The sequence below is a fragment of the Xanthobacter wiegelii genome, assembly GCF_043193855.2.
GTDB lineage: Bacteria > Pseudomonadota > Alphaproteobacteria > Rhizobiales > Xanthobacteraceae > Xanthobacter > Xanthobacter flavus_A.
Genome location: NZ_CM195529.1, coordinates 467,377 through 485,981 on the forward strand (window position 1 = coordinate 467,377; position 18,605 = coordinate 485,981).

Sequence of the window (18,605 nt, forward strand, 5' to 3'; positions counted from 1 at the left end):
AATGCCTCAGTCGTCCTCCATCTCCATCTGATAGAGGCCGGCGTCGGGCGTCGCGAGTGGGGCGGAGAGGGTGGCCTTGAGGGCGGTCGAGAAGAACAGGGGCGGCGCCATGGTGCGCGCCAGGTCGACCACCTTCTCCTTCAGCTCGGCCACCTTCGCCGGGTTCTGCGTGGAGAGGTCCGTCTTCTCCTCCGGGTCGGCGTCGAGGTCGAACAGCTCCACCTTCGGCGGCAGCAGCACGTGCCAGACGAGTTTCCACTTGCCCTGGCGCACGCCGCCGGTCGTCGGCTCCACATTGTAGATCAGCTCGTCGCGACCGGGGGCGCCGGCCGTCAGGGCGGCCCAGGCGTCCTTGCCGTCGAGGGGCTTGGCCTGCTTGAGGTCCGCGCCCGCGAGCTTGGCGAAGGTGGGCAGCATGTCCACGACATGCATCACGCCATCCGCCTGCCCCGGCTTGATGCGGCCCGGCCAGTTGGCCAGCGCCACGACGCGGGTGCCGCCCTCGTAGAGGGAGCCCTTGCCGTCGCGATAGGGGGCGTTGTTGGGGGGTGGATCGCCGGCCAGCGCGCCTTCGCCCACGAACATCTTGTTGCGGGTGCCGCCATTGTCCGAATGGAAGACGATGAGCGTGTTCTCGCGCATGCCGCGGGCCTCAAGCGCCGCCACCACCTTGCCGATCTGGTCATCCATGGCGGTGACCATCGCCGCATAGGCCCGCCGGGAGGGGTCGGCGATGTGCGCGTACATGTCGAGATAGGCCTGCGGCGCCTGGTAAGGCGTGTGCGGCGCGGTGAAGGCCAGATAGAGGAAGAGCGGGATCTTCGGATCATGCGCGCTCAGCTGCCGCACGGCTTCGGCGCCGAACAGGTCGGTGTCGTAGCCCTCTTCCTTCACCAGCGTGTTGTCGCGATACCAGTCGGTGACGCCGTGCGCCTCGTGCTTGAAATGGTCGATCTCGCCCACCAGCGGACCGTAGAAGCTGTCAAAGCCGCGCTGGCGGGGCCAGTATTTGCGATCCGCATGGCCGAGGTGCCACTTGCCGACCAGGGAGGTGCGGTAGCCCACGTCCTTCAGCGCCTGCGGCAGCAGGAATTCGTCGGTGGCAAGGCCGTAGGTGCCGCCGGAGGGGATCACGCCCACCTGCAGGCCGTAGCGCATGGGATAGCGTCCGGTCATCAGCGCCGCGCGGGTCGGCGTGCACAAGGGCTGGGTGTAGAATTGCGAGAGCTTCGCGCCGCCGGCGGCGAGGCGGTCGAGGTTCGGTGTCCTGATGTCCGAGCCGTGAAAGCCCACGTCGGCGAAGCCCAGGTCGTCGGCGAGGATGTAGAGGATGTGCGGACGCGGCACGCCCTGCGCCCGCGCGCCCGGTGCGAGCAGGGACAGGCCGGCGACGGCGGCGAGGAAGCCGGCGCTGCCGGCGAGCACGTCGCGCCGGCTCGGGGCGGACGCATCGATCCTCTCATCACGCTCGGTCACTTGAAACCTCTCAGCTGGTGAAGCGCCGCACACAGCGGAAGCCGATGTGAACGGAGCCGGTATCGAGGGATTGGGGCTGGCGCGCGGCGGGCCGATAGCGTCGGCAATAGCTGGGCGCACAGAGGTGTGAGCCGCCCTTGAGCACTTTTCGGGGCAAAGCGAGACCGGGGTTGGCCCATTCAAGGCTGTCTTCGATCGTCCCGCCACGCGGGTTGCGCGGCAGGCAGCAGGCCTTGGCCGCCGGCGCGGGATGGCGCGGGCGATACCAGTCGTCGGTCCACTCCCAGACATTGCCGATCATGTCGAGGAGGCCGAAGCCGTTGGCCGGGAAGGCGGTGACGGGCGATGTGCCGGTGAAGCCGTCCTCGGCGAGGTTCTCCATCGGGAAGCGCCCCTGCCAGGTGTTGGCGCGATGGATGCCGCCCGGCGCCAGTTCGTCGCCGCCCCAGGCGAAGGCCGCGCCGTCAAGGTCGCCGCGCGCCGCGAACTCCCATTCCGCCTCCGTAGGCAGCGCCTTGCCGGCCCATGCCGCATAGGCCGCCGCGTCAGCGTGGCAGACGTGGACGACGGGGTGGTCCTCGATGCCGAGGTGATCGCTGCTGGGGCCCTGCGGGTGGCGCCAGGATGCGCCGGGCACGAACTGCCACCAGCGGGTCCAATCGTCGGGATCGCCTCCATCGGCGGGCATGCGGAAGACCAGAGAGCCGGGCACCAGCAGAGCGGGGTCGGCACCGGGATAGTCTTCGGGACGGGGCGCCTGCTCGGCCACCGTGACATAGCCGCTGGCCGCGACGAAGCGGGCGAAGGCCTCATTGGTCACGGGGGTGCGGTCCATGAGGAAGGCGTCCACATGCACCTGATGGACCGGCGCCTCTTCGGGATAGTGATCGTCCGAGCCCATGCGGAACAGCCCGCCGGCGATCCGGATCATGTCCGGATCGCCGGCCGCGGCTGGTGCGTGCTCGACGGAGCCAGTCCCCTGATGTGCGACGGTGCAGTCGTTCTGCCCGTGCATGACCTCTCCGCCTGCGCCCGTTCCGCTCTCGGCCTGCGCCCGTTCATGTCCCCCGCATGCCACGGTCTTAGCCGGCTCTTGCTCTAGCGGCTGGGGCGGTGGGTCCTCAATTGCCATTTCGCGCCATCGCGCCTCACCGCTCCAGCCCTGCGGCGGACCGGAAGGCGAGCGGCGTGCGCCCCTCCCAGCGCCGGAAGGCCCGAACGAAATGCGCCGGATGGCCATAGCCCAAGGCGCGCGACACCGAGGCCACCGGCACCGACGATCCGCCCAGATGCAGCCTCGCCTGCGCGTGCCGCCAGCTGTCCAGCTGCACTTCGTAGGAGGTGCCCAGCCGGGCGAGCCGCCGCTGCAGGGTGCGTGGGGAGAGCCCGAGGCTTCGGGCCGTATCCACCAGCGAGAGGGTGCCGGACAGCGCAGCGCTGTCGAACAGGGCATCGACCATGGCGATCAGGGCATCGTCGTCGAGAGCCACGGGCGCGGGCGGCAAGCTCGCGGCGGCGCCTTGGGGGGCCGGGGCATACAGCAGGTTCGGCTGGTCGAGCCATCGGGCATCGAACATGATCTCGATGCCCTCGCCCGCGCCGAAGCTGACGCCGGCATTGAGCCGATCCTCGTAGAGCGTCGCCGGCGCCTTCGCCCGGTGGGCGAAACGCATGTTGACCGGCGCCGCATCACCACCCGTGATGGCGCGCAGTGCTTCCAGGGTGAACGCGCCGATGCCCTCGTTCAGCACCTGCGCATGATCGGGGTCGCTGTCCACCAGCCGATGGCGCCAGCGGGCGACGCCGTCCCGCTCCTCGATGGCGACCGAGACGCCACCTTGCAGGTCCGGCATCTGGTGATGCAGGGCGTCAAAGCACTCACGCAGCGTTCGGCCGGCAAACAGCGCGCGGCCAGCGAGGCCGAGGCGCATGGGATCGGCGGCGGCCGCGAGGTCGAGCCCGATGGCAGCGTCCCCGCTGCGCCGGGCGAGATGGAACAGCAGCGTCGAGACCTGGCCGCGGGCCACGACGCGATCCCCGCCGAGGAGCTGTTCGGCTGGAGCTGCATCCGGGAGACCGGCTCGCCCCAGCAGAGGCGCCAGCGGCACCCCGTGGTCATCGGCGATGGCGGGCAGCATGTGGACGAGCGAGAGCCGGATCGGATGACGGTCCCACATCAGGTTCTCGCTCCGGTGCGGGCGCATGACGCGCGCGCAGATGGTCCGGCGGTCGAAACGGTCTCCCGCCACCGCCGGCCCCCCGGCCCGCACGGCTATGAAGGCCATGCGGTGCCCGGCGGTCAAGGTCCTCCTGCGGCCTCCGATATCCTGATCAGTAGCAGGGCGGGTAGGGATAATAGCCGCAACGCGGAGCGGCGGCCGCTGCCGCAGCACCCGCGGTAATGGCCGCACCCGCCGCAAAACCCGCCGCCGCCGCGCCCGCCGGATAGACCGGGGCGGCAACCGGGTACGGATGGGCATACCAGGCGCCGTGATAGACCGGCGCGTGGTAATAAGCTCCGCCATGGTAGCCATAACCGCCCACATGGGCGACGCCGCCGCCATAGGGGCCACGCACGGCCCAGGCATCGATGAAGAGCGCCACCGGGCCGCCGGGCGTGAGGCTGCCCTCAAGCACCTTCACGTCGAAGGTGAGCGTCGTTCCCTCGAGCTTGGGCGCCTTGAGCACCACGACGGCATCGGAGACCTCGCCGGGTCTGCCGCCGAGCACGGACACGGTGGCGTTGGGCGGATCGACGGCGAAGCTGTCCTTGCCTTCGTCCCACTGCATCAGGAACTGCACCAGTGTCTCATGCCCCGCTGCGCGCACGGGCCTGTCGGCGAAGACGATGGTGTTGGCGGCAACCCCGGTGAGTGTGAGCTTGCCGCCGTCCAGCTTGGCGCCGGCGGCATTTATGACGGCAAGCGAGGGGATCGGCCGGTCGGCATGGGGCGTGCCGATGACCTTCTGGAGCGGGACGTGCTGCGCCGGCGCGGCCGGCTTGGCCGCCTCCTGTGCGACAGCGGCCGAGCCGGCCATCACGAGCGCGGCGGCGAGAGCGAGGGCGTGACGTGCCCGGACCGTTAAACGCTGCATGGACCGCATATCTCCTGTTGATTGTGATGTGGAGCCGCTATGCCCGCGCCTCGTGCGGGCAAGCTGTCGTGGGGGCGCGCCGCACGCGCGCGGCCCTCGCGCACGGCAGGGCTGAGCCTGCACCAGGGATGCCATGAGTCGCCGGCTCTGGCAGCCGGCGTCTTTGCCCCACGCGCCACGGTGCTGCGCGGTGGGCTGGCGTGCAGCTAGAACCCGCCGAACCATGCACCGAAATAGCCGGCATAGAGCTTGGGTGCTTCCAGATTCATGCAATGGCCGATGCCGGGCACGGCCACGAAGCGGCAATCGGGCATCACCGTGGCCATCTCCGTCATGTCCGCCTCCTGGATCACGCCGTCGCGCATGCCCCAGACCACGAGGTGAGGATGGCGGATGGAACCCATCTTCCCCTTCAGCTCGCCGCTCCTCGCCTCCTTGGTGAGCGTGTCGGGCGTGCCGAACCAGATGCCGTCAGATACCGCCCAGACCTGATCTACGATCCGGTCGAACAGGCCGGCCCGCGCGCCGGCGTCGGCAATGAAGCGGGCGGGTCCGTTCGCCAGCGTCTCGTCCACGAACAGGCTCGGCGCCGTCATGGCCATGACCTGTCGGGTGACGTCGTAGCTCTCCTTCATCTGGCCGAAGAAGGCCGACTGCTCGGGCTTGAAGTCGATGCCCTGAGGGCCGACCGGCGACAAAGAGAAGACCCGGCCAAAGCGGTCCGGCTGCTTCAGGATCATCCGCGTGGAGATGATGCCGCCGGTGGAGTGGGTGGCAAGGTGGCAGAAGGAGATGTCGAGCGCATCCAGCGCCGCGATCATGTCATCGGCATGCTGGGCGATGGAATAGTTGGAGAAATCGGCGGCAGGCGCGGGCTTGTCGCTGTCGCCGCAGCCACGCCAGTCCACCGCCACGGTGCGCACGCCGCGCGGGAAATGCGGGGCCGCCAGCTCGATCCACTCCTTGCTGGCGAGATTGCCGTGGATGAAGAGGACAATCGTGTCCCCCGAGCCCCATTCCCGGTAGGCGAGGCGAAGGCCGTTCGCGTCAAGCGTCTGCATGAGCCCTCCGTCAGATGCGTGCCGAGGGCGGTTCGCGCCCCCGGGATGGCGCGCAAACCGAATACCGCTCGTCTACTTGTTCAGCCCGGTCGGCGCAGCTGCCTTGGCCGGGGCGGCCTCTGCGGCGGCGGGCGCACCGTGGATGAGGCGGTCGATGCTCGCTGGCGCACCGGTGGGGACGCGTCCGGTCTCGACGAAGTCCACCACATCCTCGGCGAAGGCGACCGGCTCGTCCGTGTGGATGAAATGGGCGGTGCCGGGATAGATCTTCACCTGCACGTCGCGCCCCGCCGTGTTCATGCGGCGCATGAAGGGCAGGACGAGCTGGCGGGAGAGGTCCGTAAGTCCGTTGAAGGCGGTGCCGGGGATGAAGGGCTCCTTGTCGCCGAAGGCGAGGAAGATGGGCACCTTGATGTCGGTCAGCCGCTTGTAGAGGCTCTGCGGATCCTTCTCCTGCAACTCCGCCACCATGGCGTAGATATCGAAGGTGAACACATCCACCCACTGCTGCAGTTCGCGCGGATCGCCCTTGATCATGCCGATGCGCTGGGCGGTGTGGAGGCGGGCATATTCGCTGTCGCGCAGGAAGTAGCCGTTGCGTTGGGGCGTGACCGCCCCGGTCACGGGATCGCGGCTGCGGAAGTGGTAGAAGTCGTCGATCTGCTGGGCGGTGAGGTTCTTCTCCCGCTCGCGCAGGCCGGTCTGGTCCCACGCCTTCTTCCAGGCGTCGAAATCATGGGCGAAGGCCGGATCGAACAGATCAAGCTTCTTGCCCGGCGCGACCGTCACCTCTCGGGGATATTCCTCAAGCCCGGCCGGGGCTTCGAGGATCAGCTTCGTGACGGCATCCGGCCAGGTGAGGGCATAGCCGAGGACGATCTGCCCGCCCATGGAATGGCCGAGATAGGCGGCCTTGGGAACCTTCAGCTGGTTCACCACCACCGCGTGCAGCACGTCGCGCATGTCCTGCAGGGTGCGGGCGGGGCTCTTGTCCAGGTTGCCGGGGCCGGACATGCCGTAATGGGGCATGTCCACGGCGATCACCCGCAGCCCGCGCTCCAGCGCGATGCGCATGATGTTGCCGTAGTGGCCGCCAAACGCGCCCTTGCCGTGGACGATGACCAGTACGTCGGGATTGGCCGCCGTGCCGGCATATTCGTCCATATAGCCGATGTCCCACTCGACGCCGCGGCCGTCCTTCGCCTTGGTCTTCTTCACCGGGAAGGGATAGGTGACGAACGTATTCCAGAAGGACTTGTCGGGCGTGATGTCGGACGCGACCGAGGGGGTGCGGTAGGTCTTGGCCGCCATCTCGCGATTACGGGTGAGGCGCGACACGTCGCCGAGGAAGGCGGCCACGGTGGGATCGAACTGGCGGTTCTTCAGGATGGGGAAGACGCCGTAATGGGCGACCGGGCTCTTCTCATGCACGAAGTCCGCGCCGGGCACCTTTTCCACCGTGCGCTTGGCGCGGTCGAAGGTGAGCCACTGGTCGTTCTCGATATGCATGACGAGGGTGCGCGCCTTGATGCGCTTCAGCTCGGCATTGATGTTGTAGGTCTCGCCGGCGCGGTTGCGCCACAGCAGGTCGACCGCATCGAACAGCAGCGATCGGGCGGCGATGGCGGCGCCCGCCTGCGGATTGGGCGGGTTCCAGTAGAAGACATCCCGCTGCACCGTCGACCAGTCCTGTTGTGAGCGGTGCTGGAAGTCGAAGCCGGTGAGGTTGAGGATCGACCAGCCGAAGGCGACGCCCTGGTTGGGGTGCTTGTCCTTGGGCAGGTTGTAGTAATTGCCGCCCGTGGCGCGCCACTGCGGATCGCTCTCGATGGCCGCCGACATGAGCTGGAAGGTCCAGTTGCCCACCGGATCCTCGCCGTCCGATTGGCTGGTGCCGCCGATGGGCATGAGGCCGTCCATGAAGTCCGGGTGCATCACGCCCCAGACATAGGTCTGGGTGGCGCCCATGGAGACACCGGTGACGAGGGAGGCACGGGCAACCTTCAGATGGTCGCGCAGCATCCGGTAGTTCGCCTGAACCATGTCCTGGTAACTGTATTGCGGAAGCTTCTGCCCCAGCCCTTCGGAGGGCTTGCTGGTGCCCCAGAGGCCAAGGGCGTCCACCAACACCACGTAATATTGATCCGTATCGATGGGCTTGCCCGGCCCGATCACCGAGCCACCGGAAAGCGCCGTGCCCTCCACCCATTGGGCGTACATGTCGGTGGCGTCGCCGGAATAGAAGGAGTTGATCACCACCGCGTTGGTGATCTCGCCCGCGGCGTTGCGCTTCGGCGTGCCGAGCGCGATGTAGGCGGTCTTCGCCGGGCCGGCGCCGAGGGATTCCAGCGTCGTGCCGCCTTCCCCGCCGTTCGCCCATTTGTCCGGGCTCGACAGATCATAGCGGCCGCCGATGCGGAAGTTGGCAACCTCGTAGAATTTCTTGAGCTGGCAAAGCCTCTGCTGGGAGCAGACGCCGGTGAGAGGCTGTTGCGACGCGGCGGGCGTCTGGGCGTAGGCGGCAGGGGTGGTCGTGGACAGGGCCGTCGCGGCGAGCGCGAGGCCCAAGGCTATGGCATACCTCATGTTTCCTCCTGCGGCCGGTCTCTGTCATCGCCGCCGTCTGGAGGAGAGAACAGCACGCCCCCGCGCCCAAGGGAAGCATGGCTGTTGAAACGAGGCGCGCAACCTGTGGGCGGCGCGGACCCTTAGCCGCCGTAGCGTCGCGCGGCTTCAATGGCGAGGCCGGTGCCGACCGAGCCGAAGGTGTCGCCCTCGATCACCCGGGCCTGCGGGACGCACGCGCAGATGGCCGCGCGCACATGGGCGAGGCGCGTCGAGCCGCCGGTGAGGAACAGGGCGTCAATGGCGTCCGCCGCGAGCCCCGCAGCCGAGAGGCAGGACGCGATGCGCCCGGCGATGCGCTCGGCGAGGAGCCCGGTGTGGGCGAGGAGGTCGGCGTGGGAGATGCCCACCGAAAGGCCCGCCTCCAGCACCGCGAGATCAAGCTCCGTGGCGCCATCTTCGGCGACGCGGATCTTCGCCGCCTCCACATCGAGTGCGAGGCCGTGGCCGCGCTCTTCCTCCACCGCCCGGGCGAGGCGGGAAACGAGTTCCGGCTTCGCCGCTGCGCGCTCCAGCTCGCGGATGGAGCGCGCGGTGCGCCCGTCATAGAGCCGGTTGATGGCCGACCAGGTGGCGAGGTCGTGGTAGAGCGCCGCCGGCATGGCGAGGCCCTGGCGCTTCAGCGGGCTGCCGTGGCCGAGGAGGGGCATGACCACGGCGAGCGAAAGCTGCCGGTCGAAATCCGTGCCGCCGATGCGCACGCCCTCGTTGGCGAGGATGTCGGAGGCGCGGTCGGCGCGGTTCTGGTGGCCGCGATCGATGCGCACGATGGAGAAGTCCGAGGTGCCGCCGCCGATGTCCGCGATCAGCGCCAATTCCTCGCCCGCCACCTGCCGCTCGTAATCGAGGCTGGCGGCGATGGGCTCGAACTGGAACGAGAGATCAGTGAAGCCGATGTCGCGGGCGATCGCGCCCAGCGTCTCCTCGGCGCGCTTGTCGCCCTCCGCATCGCCATCGACGAAATGCACCGGCCGGCCGAGGACGACCGCGCTCAGCGCTCCGTCCGCCTCGGCCTCGCCGCGCGCCTTCACCTCGGCAAGGAATTCGCCGATGACGCCTTTGAAGCCGAGCCGGCGGCGGCCGACCGGCGTCGTCTCCTCGATGAGGGAGGTGCCGAGCACCGATTTCAGGGCCCGCATCAGGCGGCCCTGCTCGCCGCCCACATAGGCGGCCATGGCGGCGCGGCCCACCAGCGGCGCGCCGCTCCAGGGGAAGAAGATGGCGCTCGGCAGGGTGTCGGATGCGCCCTCCAGCCGCGCGAGGCGCGGGCCGTTGGGACCGTTCAGTCCGAGGGTCGTGTTGGAGGTGCCGAAATCGAGGCCGCAGGCGTTCATCGGGCCTCCTTGCCGTATGCGGGTGCGGAAGGCCGGGCTAGCTAGACCAAGTCTCGCTGCAGCGCAAGAGACGGAGCGATGGAAAGCGGCGGATGGCGCCCGGGCGCCACGCTGTCACCCGGGCGGTCGCGCGGCTCAGAAATGGTAGCCGATGCTCATGAACGGCCCGTGCATGGTGGTGTTGTAGCGGAAGTCGCGGGTGGGCGAGGTGATGGATTGATAGTCGGTGTACAGCGCCCGGTAGCCCAGCGCCGTCGACCATGAGTCATTCCAGTTGTACCCGACGGCGATGAGTCCCTGCGAGGAGAGCTTGGAGCTCGCCGGCAGGCCGAAGCCGCCAACGTCCGCGAGGGCGTTCACGAACCACTGCTTGTTCAGCTTCCATTGGAGGGCGAGGCCGAAGGTCGGGTCCAGCCAGTCCTTGCTGTCGGCTTCCGAGACGGCGAACGGCACGAAAAGCGAGGTGATGGAGGTGTTGGCCGACAGGCGCTGGTAGCGGAAGCCGGCCGTGGCGGAAAGGTCGAAATCGGCATCGCCGACGGGCAGCCGGTAGCCGGCGGCTCCGGACAGGATGAACAGGCGCTGGTTGAAGTCCACCACCGGCGCGCCGGCGGTCGACAGGGTCTTGCTGCTGCCCAGCTGCGACCAGAACACATCCGCGAAAAGGGTCCAATTGTCCTTCTTCGCGAGGAAATTGCCCATGATGGCGCCCTGGAAATTCTCCATCACGTCGCCGAAGGTGATGTTGACCGGGATGCGCGGCAGATTCCGGATGCCGACGTCGCCATCGATGCCGGTGGCCCAGAGGTAAAAGGTCGCCTGATATTGCCAGCCCGACTCCGCCTGAGGCTGCGGCGCCGGTGCGGCCGCGGCCCCCAGATCCGCAGCGCGGGCGGCCCGGTCCGGCGCCATGGCCAGCACCGCGCCGGCGACCAGCAGGGCGATCGCCGTCCGCAGCCCCATGGCCCGACGCCCCTCCGCGCGGCGACGGCCCGTGCCGGACAGGCCATTCCCAGTCGCGCCACCCACGACCTCGGCTTCCAGTTGATACCCCCGGACCATCATTCCCCCGTGTCGAGCTTATGCCGTTGGCAGCGTTTGCGGCAGGCCCCCACCCGCCATTCGTCGCATCCTAGCGCAGCCGCGCGTCCTTAACTGCCCCGCCCGCGCTGATGGCGCCGAAGTGTGGCTCCAACGCCACGGCGGGACGGCTCGCGCCGGAGCCGACCAAGTGGGCAGCGGCCTCTCGCGTGCGTCGTTATAATCATTGACGTTTGGTCACCTCGTTCCAATTCGCGTGGGTTTGAACCCGCGCCCGGACGGCAGGCCGGATTTGATCTTGAACGCCACGATGAAAGCGTGTGAACACTCTGGTCACGGATCAGCTTGAGCGGAGACCGCCCCACCGGTGCCGGGCGCGCAAGGGTGGAGCCTATTCGGCGCAAAGAGAGCGAGAGAAGTTCGTTCGTGACCACCACTCTGCCCCTGGTGCGCGCTGGCGCCATCGCACCGATCATGGTCTGGCTGCGCGATGGCGGACATCCGCTCGACCCGATGCTCCGTGCTGCCGGATTGCCGTCCGGCCTGATCGAGGATCGTGAACGTCCGATCCCCCTCATGGCGGGAATCCGCTTGCTGATGGATGTTGTCCGGCGCGAGGGCCACGACGTGCCCGGCCGCATGGTCGCCCATGCCGGGATCGAGGAACTGGGTCTGCTGGGCCAGTTGGTCATGTCCTCCCGCACCCCGCGCGAGGCCTTCACCAAGGTGGAGCGCGCCTATCAGCACCACGGCTCGCACGAGCTGTTCACTCTGACGCCCCATCCCGGCGGCGGCGCGGTGCGCCATGCCTTCCGTGTGCCGGTCGACCCCGAGCATTTGTGCTATGTGCAGCAATATGTGGCGGCGCTGATCCGCACCGTGGTCCTGCGGACCGGCCATGCGGGGCCATGTGTCGAGTGGGTCGAGCTGACCCCTCATCCGCATCACGGCGTGGACGGCATGAGCGCCCAGTTCGGATGCGAGACAATGCCGGCGGCCAACCGGACGGTGACCATGCTTTTCTCCGACGCGGTGCTCGACCGGCCCTATCTAAATGGCCGCCAGCTTGCCGACGCGGTCGTCCCTCCGGGTTCGGCCGTGATCCGCGGTGACGGCACACTGGCCGGCTCCATCACCACCATCCTGCCGGCCTTGATGGAGGCCGGCGCGGAGCCCGACCTCGCCAACATCGCCGACCTCGCGTTCATGAGCCGCCGCACGCTGCAGCGGCGGCTGGCGGCCGAAGGCACGAGCCTGTCCGGATTGATCGACAAGGTGCGGGCCGAGCAGGCCATCGCCCGCCTCACGGCTGACGGCAGCGCCATCCGGGTCGTGGCTGCCGAGGTCGGCTATGGCTCCAACGCCAGTTTCAGCCGCGCCATCCGCCGCTGGACCAAGACGTCCCCGAGCCGCCTGCGGCGTAGTGCACCGGGTGGCCGGTTGGCCAGCGGCGAAGAGGCGGAATAGCCGCCTCGCGCGGTCATTTTGCTAGGCGACACTGACGGCGCGGGTGGTCGGCTCTTCGGCCTCGGCATCGCCGTCGACCGCATCGATGCCGACCGACATGCCCTTGAATTCGGCATCGCCATAGATCGTCGCGAAAGCCGCGTCCGACGCGTCGCGACCGACCCCGATGCGAACCAGACCCTGGAGCGCGGCCTGCCGCGTCGCATCGAAAAGATACCACTGCCCTCCGAGATAGGCCTCGAACACCGCATGGAAATCCGGCGGATCGAGCTGCCACGCATAGCCGCTGGCGAAGCGGGCGGGAATGTTGAGCGCGCGGCAGAAAGCGATCCCGAGGTGCGCGAAGTCGCGGCATACGCCGGCCCGCAGGACCATGGTGTCATAGGCCGAGGTCTGGGAATCGCTCGATCCGCGCACGTAGTCGACGTGGTCGTGAATCCAGTTGCAGATGGCGGTCACGCGAGAGTGGCCGGGCTCGATTTCGCCAAACTCGCGACGGGCGAAGCGGCCGAGCAGGTCCGACTGGCAGAAGCGGCTCGGATACAGATAAGGCATGATGTCCAGCGGCAGATCGCCCACCGGCAGTTCCTGAATGCTCTCCGGCGCCTCGTCGATCATGTCGACCTCGACGACCGCGTGGTAGCTGACATGAAACGGCCCGGGCTCGGCATTCACGCGGATGAACCGGCTTCCGCCCTCATCGTCCGCGAAGCGTTCGATGGGGAAGGCGGGATTGAGGGTGAGGCTTTCGACGATGATGCGCTGGCGATGCAGCGCGGCCGCCTCGACGTTCAGAATGAAAACGGCGGGAGACTTCACGTCGTACTGGAGGCTTGATCGCACGGCAAAGCGCATTTTCCGTCCCCATCGGTGGGCCTGGAGGCGGTGAGGAGACTCCGCGCAACGCGTATTGTTCCGCTTCCGATGCGAATTGCCTTCGGCTACCTCCAATCGGGTTGTCGCGTTGGAATCGATCCGGCAAACCTTCGTTGTGTTATGCCCCAGCTCCCGGCTGTCCAGTTTTGAGCAGACTAGCCCGAGCTGCGCGCCTTGATGATGCTCTAACCCTCCCGCCGAAGCTATTACCCGCTACTCAGCGCAGAGCCAGGTTCAGCCAGCCGGCTGTCGCGCAGTTCCCCCGAGCGGGCGAGAACGGGATAGGCGGCCGCGGCCACCACATGAGAGTTCACCAGCTTCAGGTCGCGCACGATGTCGGCACTGAGACCACTCGCTTCGGCGTGGGCGGCAAGACCATGACGCAGCCGGTCGAAATGCAGACGTGCCGCTGCGGTCTCGCTTTCCCGAAAGGCGGCCTTCTCCATGGCGAGCAGGCGCGCCGCGCGGGGATCGGCGGTCATGAAGAGTGAGGCGGCGAGGCGCACGTTCGTCTTCAGCCGTTGGATGAGGGCGGCAATCTCCCCTTCCTCCGCCGTCGAAAAGGAGATGCCGCGCTTGAGACGCTTGCCCGCCTCGGCCATCAGCCGCCCGCACACCACGTCGGCCGCCTGCTCCAGATTGGCGGAAAAGGTCAGGATCTCCTCCACGCGCCGCCTGTCGGCGGACGACAGATCGTCTGGATCGATGGAGGCCAGATAGGAGCGGATTTCCCGGTTGAGTCGATCGAGAACGTCGTCCCCCTGCCGCGTCTCGGCGATATGCCGCCGCTCTCCACTCAGAAGGGCGCGGGCCGCGGTGTCGAGCATCTCCTCCAACGCGTCGGCAAGGCGCAGAGCCTCGCGAGTCGCGGCGCCCAGCGCCACCACCGGCGTCTCGGTTGCTGCCGGATTGAGGTAACGCGGCCGGGTCGGATCGTCGGCAAGATCGCGGTCGGGAAAGAGCCGCTCGAGCAGCCGCGCGAACGGACCGAGCAGAGGCAGGAAGACGAGCGCGGTGACAACGTTGAAGAGCGTGTGAAAGTCGATGGCGAGCCGCGCGAGGTCGGGTTGCCACAGCACCATCTGGCGGCCGATAGGCTCGATCAAGGCCACGCCCACGGCGACGCCGACGGCGCGGTTGATCAGATTGCCCATGGGCAGGCGCTTGGCGGCGGGATCGTCCCTGCCCATCACTTCCACCACAGGCGCGATGGCGCTGCCGAGGTTCGCCCCCAGCACGAGGGCGATTGCTGCGTTTGGTGGCACCACCCCCTGCGCTGCCAGCGAGGCCGTGATGAGCACCACGGCGACCGAGGAATGCACCGCCCATGTCAGGATGGCCGCGAGCATCACGTCCAGCGCCGGCACGGTCGCCAGGGCGCCGAGCAGCATCCGGATGCTCGGCGCGTCTTCCAGCGGCCGCAGCAGGTCCACGAGGGCGTGCAGTGCCAGCACGATCAGGCCCAGCCCGATCAGCACACGCCCGAGATCGCGCATGCTGGTGCCGACGCCCTTGCGGAACAGGATGAGCCCGCCGAGGATCGCCGCCGGCGCGAGCGCGGCGACGTTGAACGACAGAACCTGCACGATCAGGCTGGTGCCGATATTGGCGCCAAGCATGGCCGCCAGCGCTGGCACCAGCGCCACCAGGCCCGCCGCAGCGAACCCGGAGACCATGAGCGCGGTTGCGGTTGAGCTCTGTAGAAGGGTGGTGACCAGCGCACCGGCGCAGAAGCCTTTGAGCGGTCCCGCCAGCGCACGGCCGAGCACCATCTTCAGCCGCGGCCCGAGCGCTCGCATCACGCCGCTCTGGACCATGTGGATGCCCCACAGCAACAGGGCAGCGAAACCCGCGAGGTCGATCAGCGTGAGGGAAAAGCTCATCGAGGAGCTCATGGCGACCTCCGTTCACATGACCTCGTCTCCCGGCGCAGGCGAAGTCAGGACGCGCACGCCAGAACGGAATCTCAGAATATTAGCCACCTATATTGCGCTGCAATATGTGCGCGTGGAAGGGACATCCTTGTTCAACCCGCGAGACGCGAGCCCGGTTCGCGGGCTGCGCTCAGAATTGCGAGGGCTTGCGCATGAAGGGCGCCATTGGCCGCAGCAATGACCCTTCCCCCGGAGGAGAGCGTGAGTGGCGCTCCGTCCCAGTCGGTGATGACGCCGCCGGCCCCCTCGACCACCGGCACCAGCGCCATGAAATCATAGGGCTTGAGGCTCGCCTCCACGACGAGATCCACATGGCCGCAGGCCAGCAGCCCATAGGCGTAGCAGTCGCCGCCGAAGCGTTGCAGGCCGACCTTGTCGGCCAAGGCGGAGAAGGCAGGTGCCTCGATGCTGTCGAACATGTCGGGGGCGGTGGCGCACAGCCGCGCATCGCCGAGCCGCGTCACGCCGCTGGTTCGGCACACAATGCCGTTGAACCGCGTGTCCTCACCTCTCGCGCCGACAAACCGCTCACCGAGAGCCGGCATTTCGATGACGCCGACGTGGGGTCGCCCCGCCACCAGGAGGGCGACGAGCGTGCCGAAAAGGGGCAGCCCGGTGATGAAGCTCTTGGTCCCGTCGATGGGATCCACCACCCACACCAATTCCCGCTCCAGGCCGACGGTCTCCTCCTCCTCGCCGAGGATGCCGTGGGCGGGAAAGCGGCGGGCGATGGCCGCGCGCAGCGCACGCTCGATCGCGCGATCGGCAATCGTGACGGGGCTCGCGTCCGCCTTCCACTGGATGCCGAGGGGGGTGCGGAAGTGCGCCATCGCCAGCGGTCGCGCGATGTCAGCCAATTGGCCTGCGAAGGCGACGAGTTCAGGGCGGTTGCTAGTCGGCATAGGCGGGCCTGCGACCATGGCCGTCGCCATTCTCCGTGAGCGGCGGGGCGGGGACGATGCGGGCATGCTTCAACTCGGCGCGGACGGCGGCGGGTGGCCCCTCCTCGGTGACGAGGATGTTCACGGCGCTCCACTCGCACACCTGGATGAGGCCCGGCTTGGCATATTTCGAGCTGTCCAGCAGCAGCATCACCTTGTCCGCAAGCGGGATCATGGCGCGCTTGAATTCCGTCTCGAACAGGTCGAAATCCATGCAGCCGCGCGATGCATTGGCGGCGGCCACCGACATCACGAACAGGCTCGGCGTGAACTGAGAGGCGAAATCGATGGCGGATGGGCCCACGATGGTGCGGTCCTCGGCGCGCAGCTCCCCGCCCGGCAGGATCACGCGATGGTGCCGGCCGGCGGAGGAGAGGATCTGCGCCACCTCCACGGAGAAGGTGATGGCGGTGAGCCGCCGGGCACGCGGTGCCAGCGCCTGCGCGAGGAAGCAGGAGCTGGAGGAATTGTCGAGGAGGATGGTGGCATCCTCCTCCACCAGATCCGCCGCCGCGTGGGCAATACGCCGCTTTGCTGCCGCCTGTTCCCGCAGGCGGCGGTCGAACGGGGCCTCCCAATCGGCGACGTTGAGGCGAACGCCGCCGTGGAACTTGTCCACCATGCCGGCTTCGGACAGCGCCCTGAGATCGCGCCGGATGGTTTCGTCCGACACCGCGAAGTGTTCGGCAAGATCGGTGATGGTGGCGGAGCGGCGTTCGCGAAGCAGATCCACGATCTCTTGTTGCCGCACGGTCTGGGCCATGGAGCGTCTCGCCTCCTAGTGCGGCAGGGAGCGGCCTGAGGCCGCGTCGAACAGGCGGGCGCGCGCCATGTCGAAGCTCACACCGACCGTCGCGCCGATAGCCGGCGCGGCCATGACCGCCGTTCGGGCCATCAAGCGATCGTCGCCCACGAGGATCTCGGTCAGTGCCTCCGATCCGATGAGCTCCGTGCGCTCCACCCTCCCGTGCGCCATGGCGGTGCCGTCGGCGGCGCCGAGGAGTACCTCTTCCGGGCGGACGCCGAGGAAGACCTCGCTGACATCCGCACGCGCTGGCACGTGGGCGCCGAAAGAGGCATGCTGGATGACACTGCCCGTTCCATTGGGGAGCAGCGCGCAGCGCAGGAGGCTCATCTCAGGCGAGCCGATAAAGGTGGCGACGAAGGTGTTGGCCGGGCGCAGATAAAGCTCCATGGGCGCACCGAGCTGCTGCAGCCGCCCCTCGGAGAGGATCGCGACCCGTGTTCCCAGCGTCATGGCTTCGATCTGGTCATGGGTCACATAGATGACGGTGAGGCCCAGCTCGCGGTGCAGGCGCTTCAACTCGGCCCGCATGTGGGTGCGCAGCTTCGCGTCGAGGTTGGAGAGCGGCTCGTCGAACAGGAACACCTTGGGCTGACGCACGAGTGCCCGGCCAATGGCCACGCGCTGACGCTCGCCGCCGGAGAGCATGTTGGGCTTGCGGTCCAGAAGGTGCGTGATGTGAAGGATCTCCGCGGCCTCGTGGATGCGCTTGTCCACTTCCGCCTTGGGCAGCTTCGACGTCTTCAACAGGCCGAATGCCATGTTTTGATACGCCGACATGTGCGGATAGAGCGCATAGGACTGGAACACCATGGCGATGTCGCGTTTCTGCGGCTCGGCGTGGGTCACGTCGCGCCCGTCGATGAGCAGCCGGCCCGAGGTGATCTCCTCAAGGCCCGCGATCATGCGCAAGGTTGTGGATTTGCCGCAGCCGGACGGGCCCACAAGCACCATGAATTCCCGGTCCGCCACCGCAAGGTCGAGCCCGTGCACGGTGGCTCGGCCCTGGTAGGACTTACTGACCCCCTGAAGAACGACTTCGGCCATGCTCAACCTCTACTTCAGACCCGCGTGCATGAAGCTGTCCACGAAGCGGCGCTGGAAAATGACGAAGAAGATCAGGAGCGGCGACACCACCACGACCGTCGCCGCCATCAGCCGCGTCCAGTCGGCGCCACTGTCGGACTTGGCGAGCAGCCCGAGGCCGATGGGCAACGTGCGCACGCTTTCCGAATTGGTGACGAGCAGCGGCCACATATAGTCGTTCCAGTGCGTCACCACGGCGATGATGGAGAAGGCGACGAGCGTCGGCTTCACCAGCGGCAGATAGACGTGCCATAGGATGCCGAGATGTCCGCAGCCGTCCAGTCGTGCCGCGTCGGCAAGCTCGGTGGGCACCTGCCGGAATGCCTGGCGCAGCATGAAGGTGCCGTAGCCCGAGGCGACGAAGGGTACGACCAGGGCGGGCAGGGAATTCAGGATGCCGAGTTCCCGCACCGTCACGAAATTGGTGAGGAACGTGGCGTAGATCGGAAACATGATCTGCAGCAGGAACAGGGTGAAGAGAATGTTCTTCCCCGGGAAGTTCAGCCGCGCGAAGGCATAGGCCGCGAGCGTAATCGTGATGAGCTCGCAGACGAGAATGCCGCCTGTCACGAGTATCGAATTGATGAGATAGGTGCCGAAGGGGGCAACGGCCAGCGCGGCCGGATAGTTACTCCACTGCGCCACGGCGGGCAGGAAGCCGGCGTTGGGATCGAAGACCTCCACTCTCGTCTTCAGGGAGGTGACGACGATCCACACCAGCGGGCTGGCCCACACGGCGAGCAGCGGCAGAAGAACGAAGTGCAGCCAGTTCCTCTTCACGGCAGCGAGGACGCCGGACAAGCTGCGGGAGCCACCTGCGGCAGCCGACATTTCGATGGGATCCTGCATGGTCGCCATGGCCC

Annotated in this window: 15 protein-coding genes; 1 reads left to right on the forward strand and 14 read right to left on the reverse strand. The window is 67.7% G+C overall.

Annotation, left to right across the window (positions count from 1 at the left end; all coding sequences use genetic code 11):
* Window positions 1-6 precede the first annotated feature (6 nt).
* The 8 genes from V5F63_RS02145 to V5F63_RS02180 form a co-directional block, all read right to left on the reverse strand.
* Window positions 7-1,476: an arylsulfatase B gene (locus V5F63_RS02145; RefSeq protein ID WP_394101443.1), complete on the reverse strand. Its 1,470-nt coding sequence runs from the start codon at window positions 1,474-1,476 to the stop codon at window positions 7-9.
* A 10-nt stretch (window positions 1,477-1,486) separates the two neighbouring features.
* A complete protein-coding gene (locus tag V5F63_RS02150; RefSeq protein ID WP_394101444.1) occupies window positions 1,487-2,491 on the reverse strand; it encodes a formylglycine-generating enzyme family protein in 1,005 nt (334 codons plus the stop codon).
* A 133-nt stretch (window positions 2,492-2,624) separates the two neighbouring features.
* Complete coding sequence (locus tag V5F63_RS02155; protein WP_209487493.1) at window positions 2,625-3,761, reverse strand: AraC family transcriptional regulator; 1,137 nt, start codon at window positions 3,759-3,761, stop codon at window positions 2,625-2,627.
* 46 nt (window positions 3,762-3,807) lie between these two features.
* Window positions 3,808-4,572, reverse strand: coding sequence for a hypothetical protein (locus tag V5F63_RS02160; protein WP_394101445.1), 765 nt, complete (start codon window positions 4,570-4,572; stop codon window positions 3,808-3,810).
* Between the two features lie 206 nt (window positions 4,573-4,778).
* The gene (locus tag V5F63_RS02165) at window positions 4,779-5,633 is read right to left on the reverse strand and encodes an alpha/beta fold hydrolase (RefSeq protein ID WP_209487495.1); all 855 of its coding nucleotides are present in this window, start codon (window positions 5,631-5,633) and stop codon (window positions 4,779-4,781) included.
* 72 nt (window positions 5,634-5,705) lie between these two features.
* The gene (locus tag V5F63_RS02170) at window positions 5,706-8,219 is read right to left on the reverse strand and encodes an alpha/beta hydrolase (RefSeq protein ID WP_394101446.1); all 2,514 of its coding nucleotides are present in this window, start codon (window positions 8,217-8,219) and stop codon (window positions 5,706-5,708) included.
* A gap of 122 nt (window positions 8,220-8,341) precedes the next feature.
* The gene (locus tag V5F63_RS02175; protein ID WP_394101447.1) at window positions 8,342-9,592 is read right to left on the reverse strand and encodes an Hsp70 family protein; all 1,251 of its coding nucleotides are present in this window, start codon (window positions 9,590-9,592) and stop codon (window positions 8,342-8,344) included.
* Window positions 9,593-9,727: 135 nt separating this feature from the next.
* Window positions 9,728-10,555, reverse strand: coding sequence for a hypothetical protein (locus tag V5F63_RS02180; RefSeq protein ID WP_394101448.1), 828 nt, complete (start codon window positions 10,553-10,555; stop codon window positions 9,728-9,730).
* 504 nt (window positions 10,556-11,059) lie between these two features.
* Between V5F63_RS02180 and V5F63_RS02185 the strand changes: the two genes are divergently transcribed.
* Window positions 11,060-12,100, forward strand: a complete 1,041-nt coding sequence (locus V5F63_RS02185; RefSeq protein WP_394101449.1) for a helix-turn-helix transcriptional regulator — start codon at window positions 11,060-11,062, stop codon at window positions 12,098-12,100.
* Window positions 12,101-12,121: 21 nt separating this feature from the next.
* On the opposite strand, the gene V5F63_RS02190 is transcribed toward V5F63_RS02185, so the two are convergent.
* The 6 genes from V5F63_RS02190 to V5F63_RS02215 all read right to left on the reverse strand — a co-directional run bounded on the left by V5F63_RS02190 (window position 12,122) and on the right by V5F63_RS02215 (window position 18,600).
* Window positions 12,122-12,955 (reverse strand): transglutaminase-like domain-containing protein, encoded by an 834-nt coding sequence (locus V5F63_RS02190; RefSeq protein WP_209490155.1) that lies wholly within the window; start codon window positions 12,953-12,955, stop codon window positions 12,122-12,124.
* Window positions 12,956-13,182: 227 nt separating this feature from the next.
* Complete coding sequence (locus V5F63_RS02195) at window positions 13,183-14,871, reverse strand: Na/Pi cotransporter family protein (RefSeq protein ID WP_245327325.1); 1,689 nt, start codon at window positions 14,869-14,871, stop codon at window positions 13,183-13,185.
* Window positions 14,872-15,002: 131 nt separating this feature from the next.
* Window positions 15,003-15,842 (reverse strand): histidinol-phosphatase, encoded by an 840-nt coding sequence (gene hisN, locus V5F63_RS02200; RefSeq protein ID WP_394101450.1) that lies wholly within the window; start codon window positions 15,840-15,842, stop codon window positions 15,003-15,005.
* Window positions 15,802-16,614 carry a DeoR/GlpR family DNA-binding transcription regulator gene (locus V5F63_RS02205; protein WP_209487501.1) on the reverse strand — a complete coding sequence of 271 codons (813 nt, stop codon included), beginning with the start codon at window positions 16,612-16,614 and terminating at the stop codon, window positions 15,802-15,804. Before V5F63_RS02205 ends, hisN begins: the two co-directional genes overlap by 41 nt.
* Before the next feature lie 15 nt (window positions 16,615-16,629).
* Entirely contained in the window at window positions 16,630-17,703 is a 1,074-nt protein-coding gene (locus tag V5F63_RS02210) for an ABC transporter ATP-binding protein (RefSeq protein ID WP_394101451.1), read from the reverse strand.
* Between the two features lie 9 nt (window positions 17,704-17,712).
* Window positions 17,713-18,600, reverse strand: coding sequence for a carbohydrate ABC transporter permease (locus V5F63_RS02215; protein ID WP_394030799.1), 888 nt, complete (start codon window positions 18,598-18,600; stop codon window positions 17,713-17,715).
* Between the last annotated feature and the right edge of the window lie 5 nt (window positions 18,601-18,605).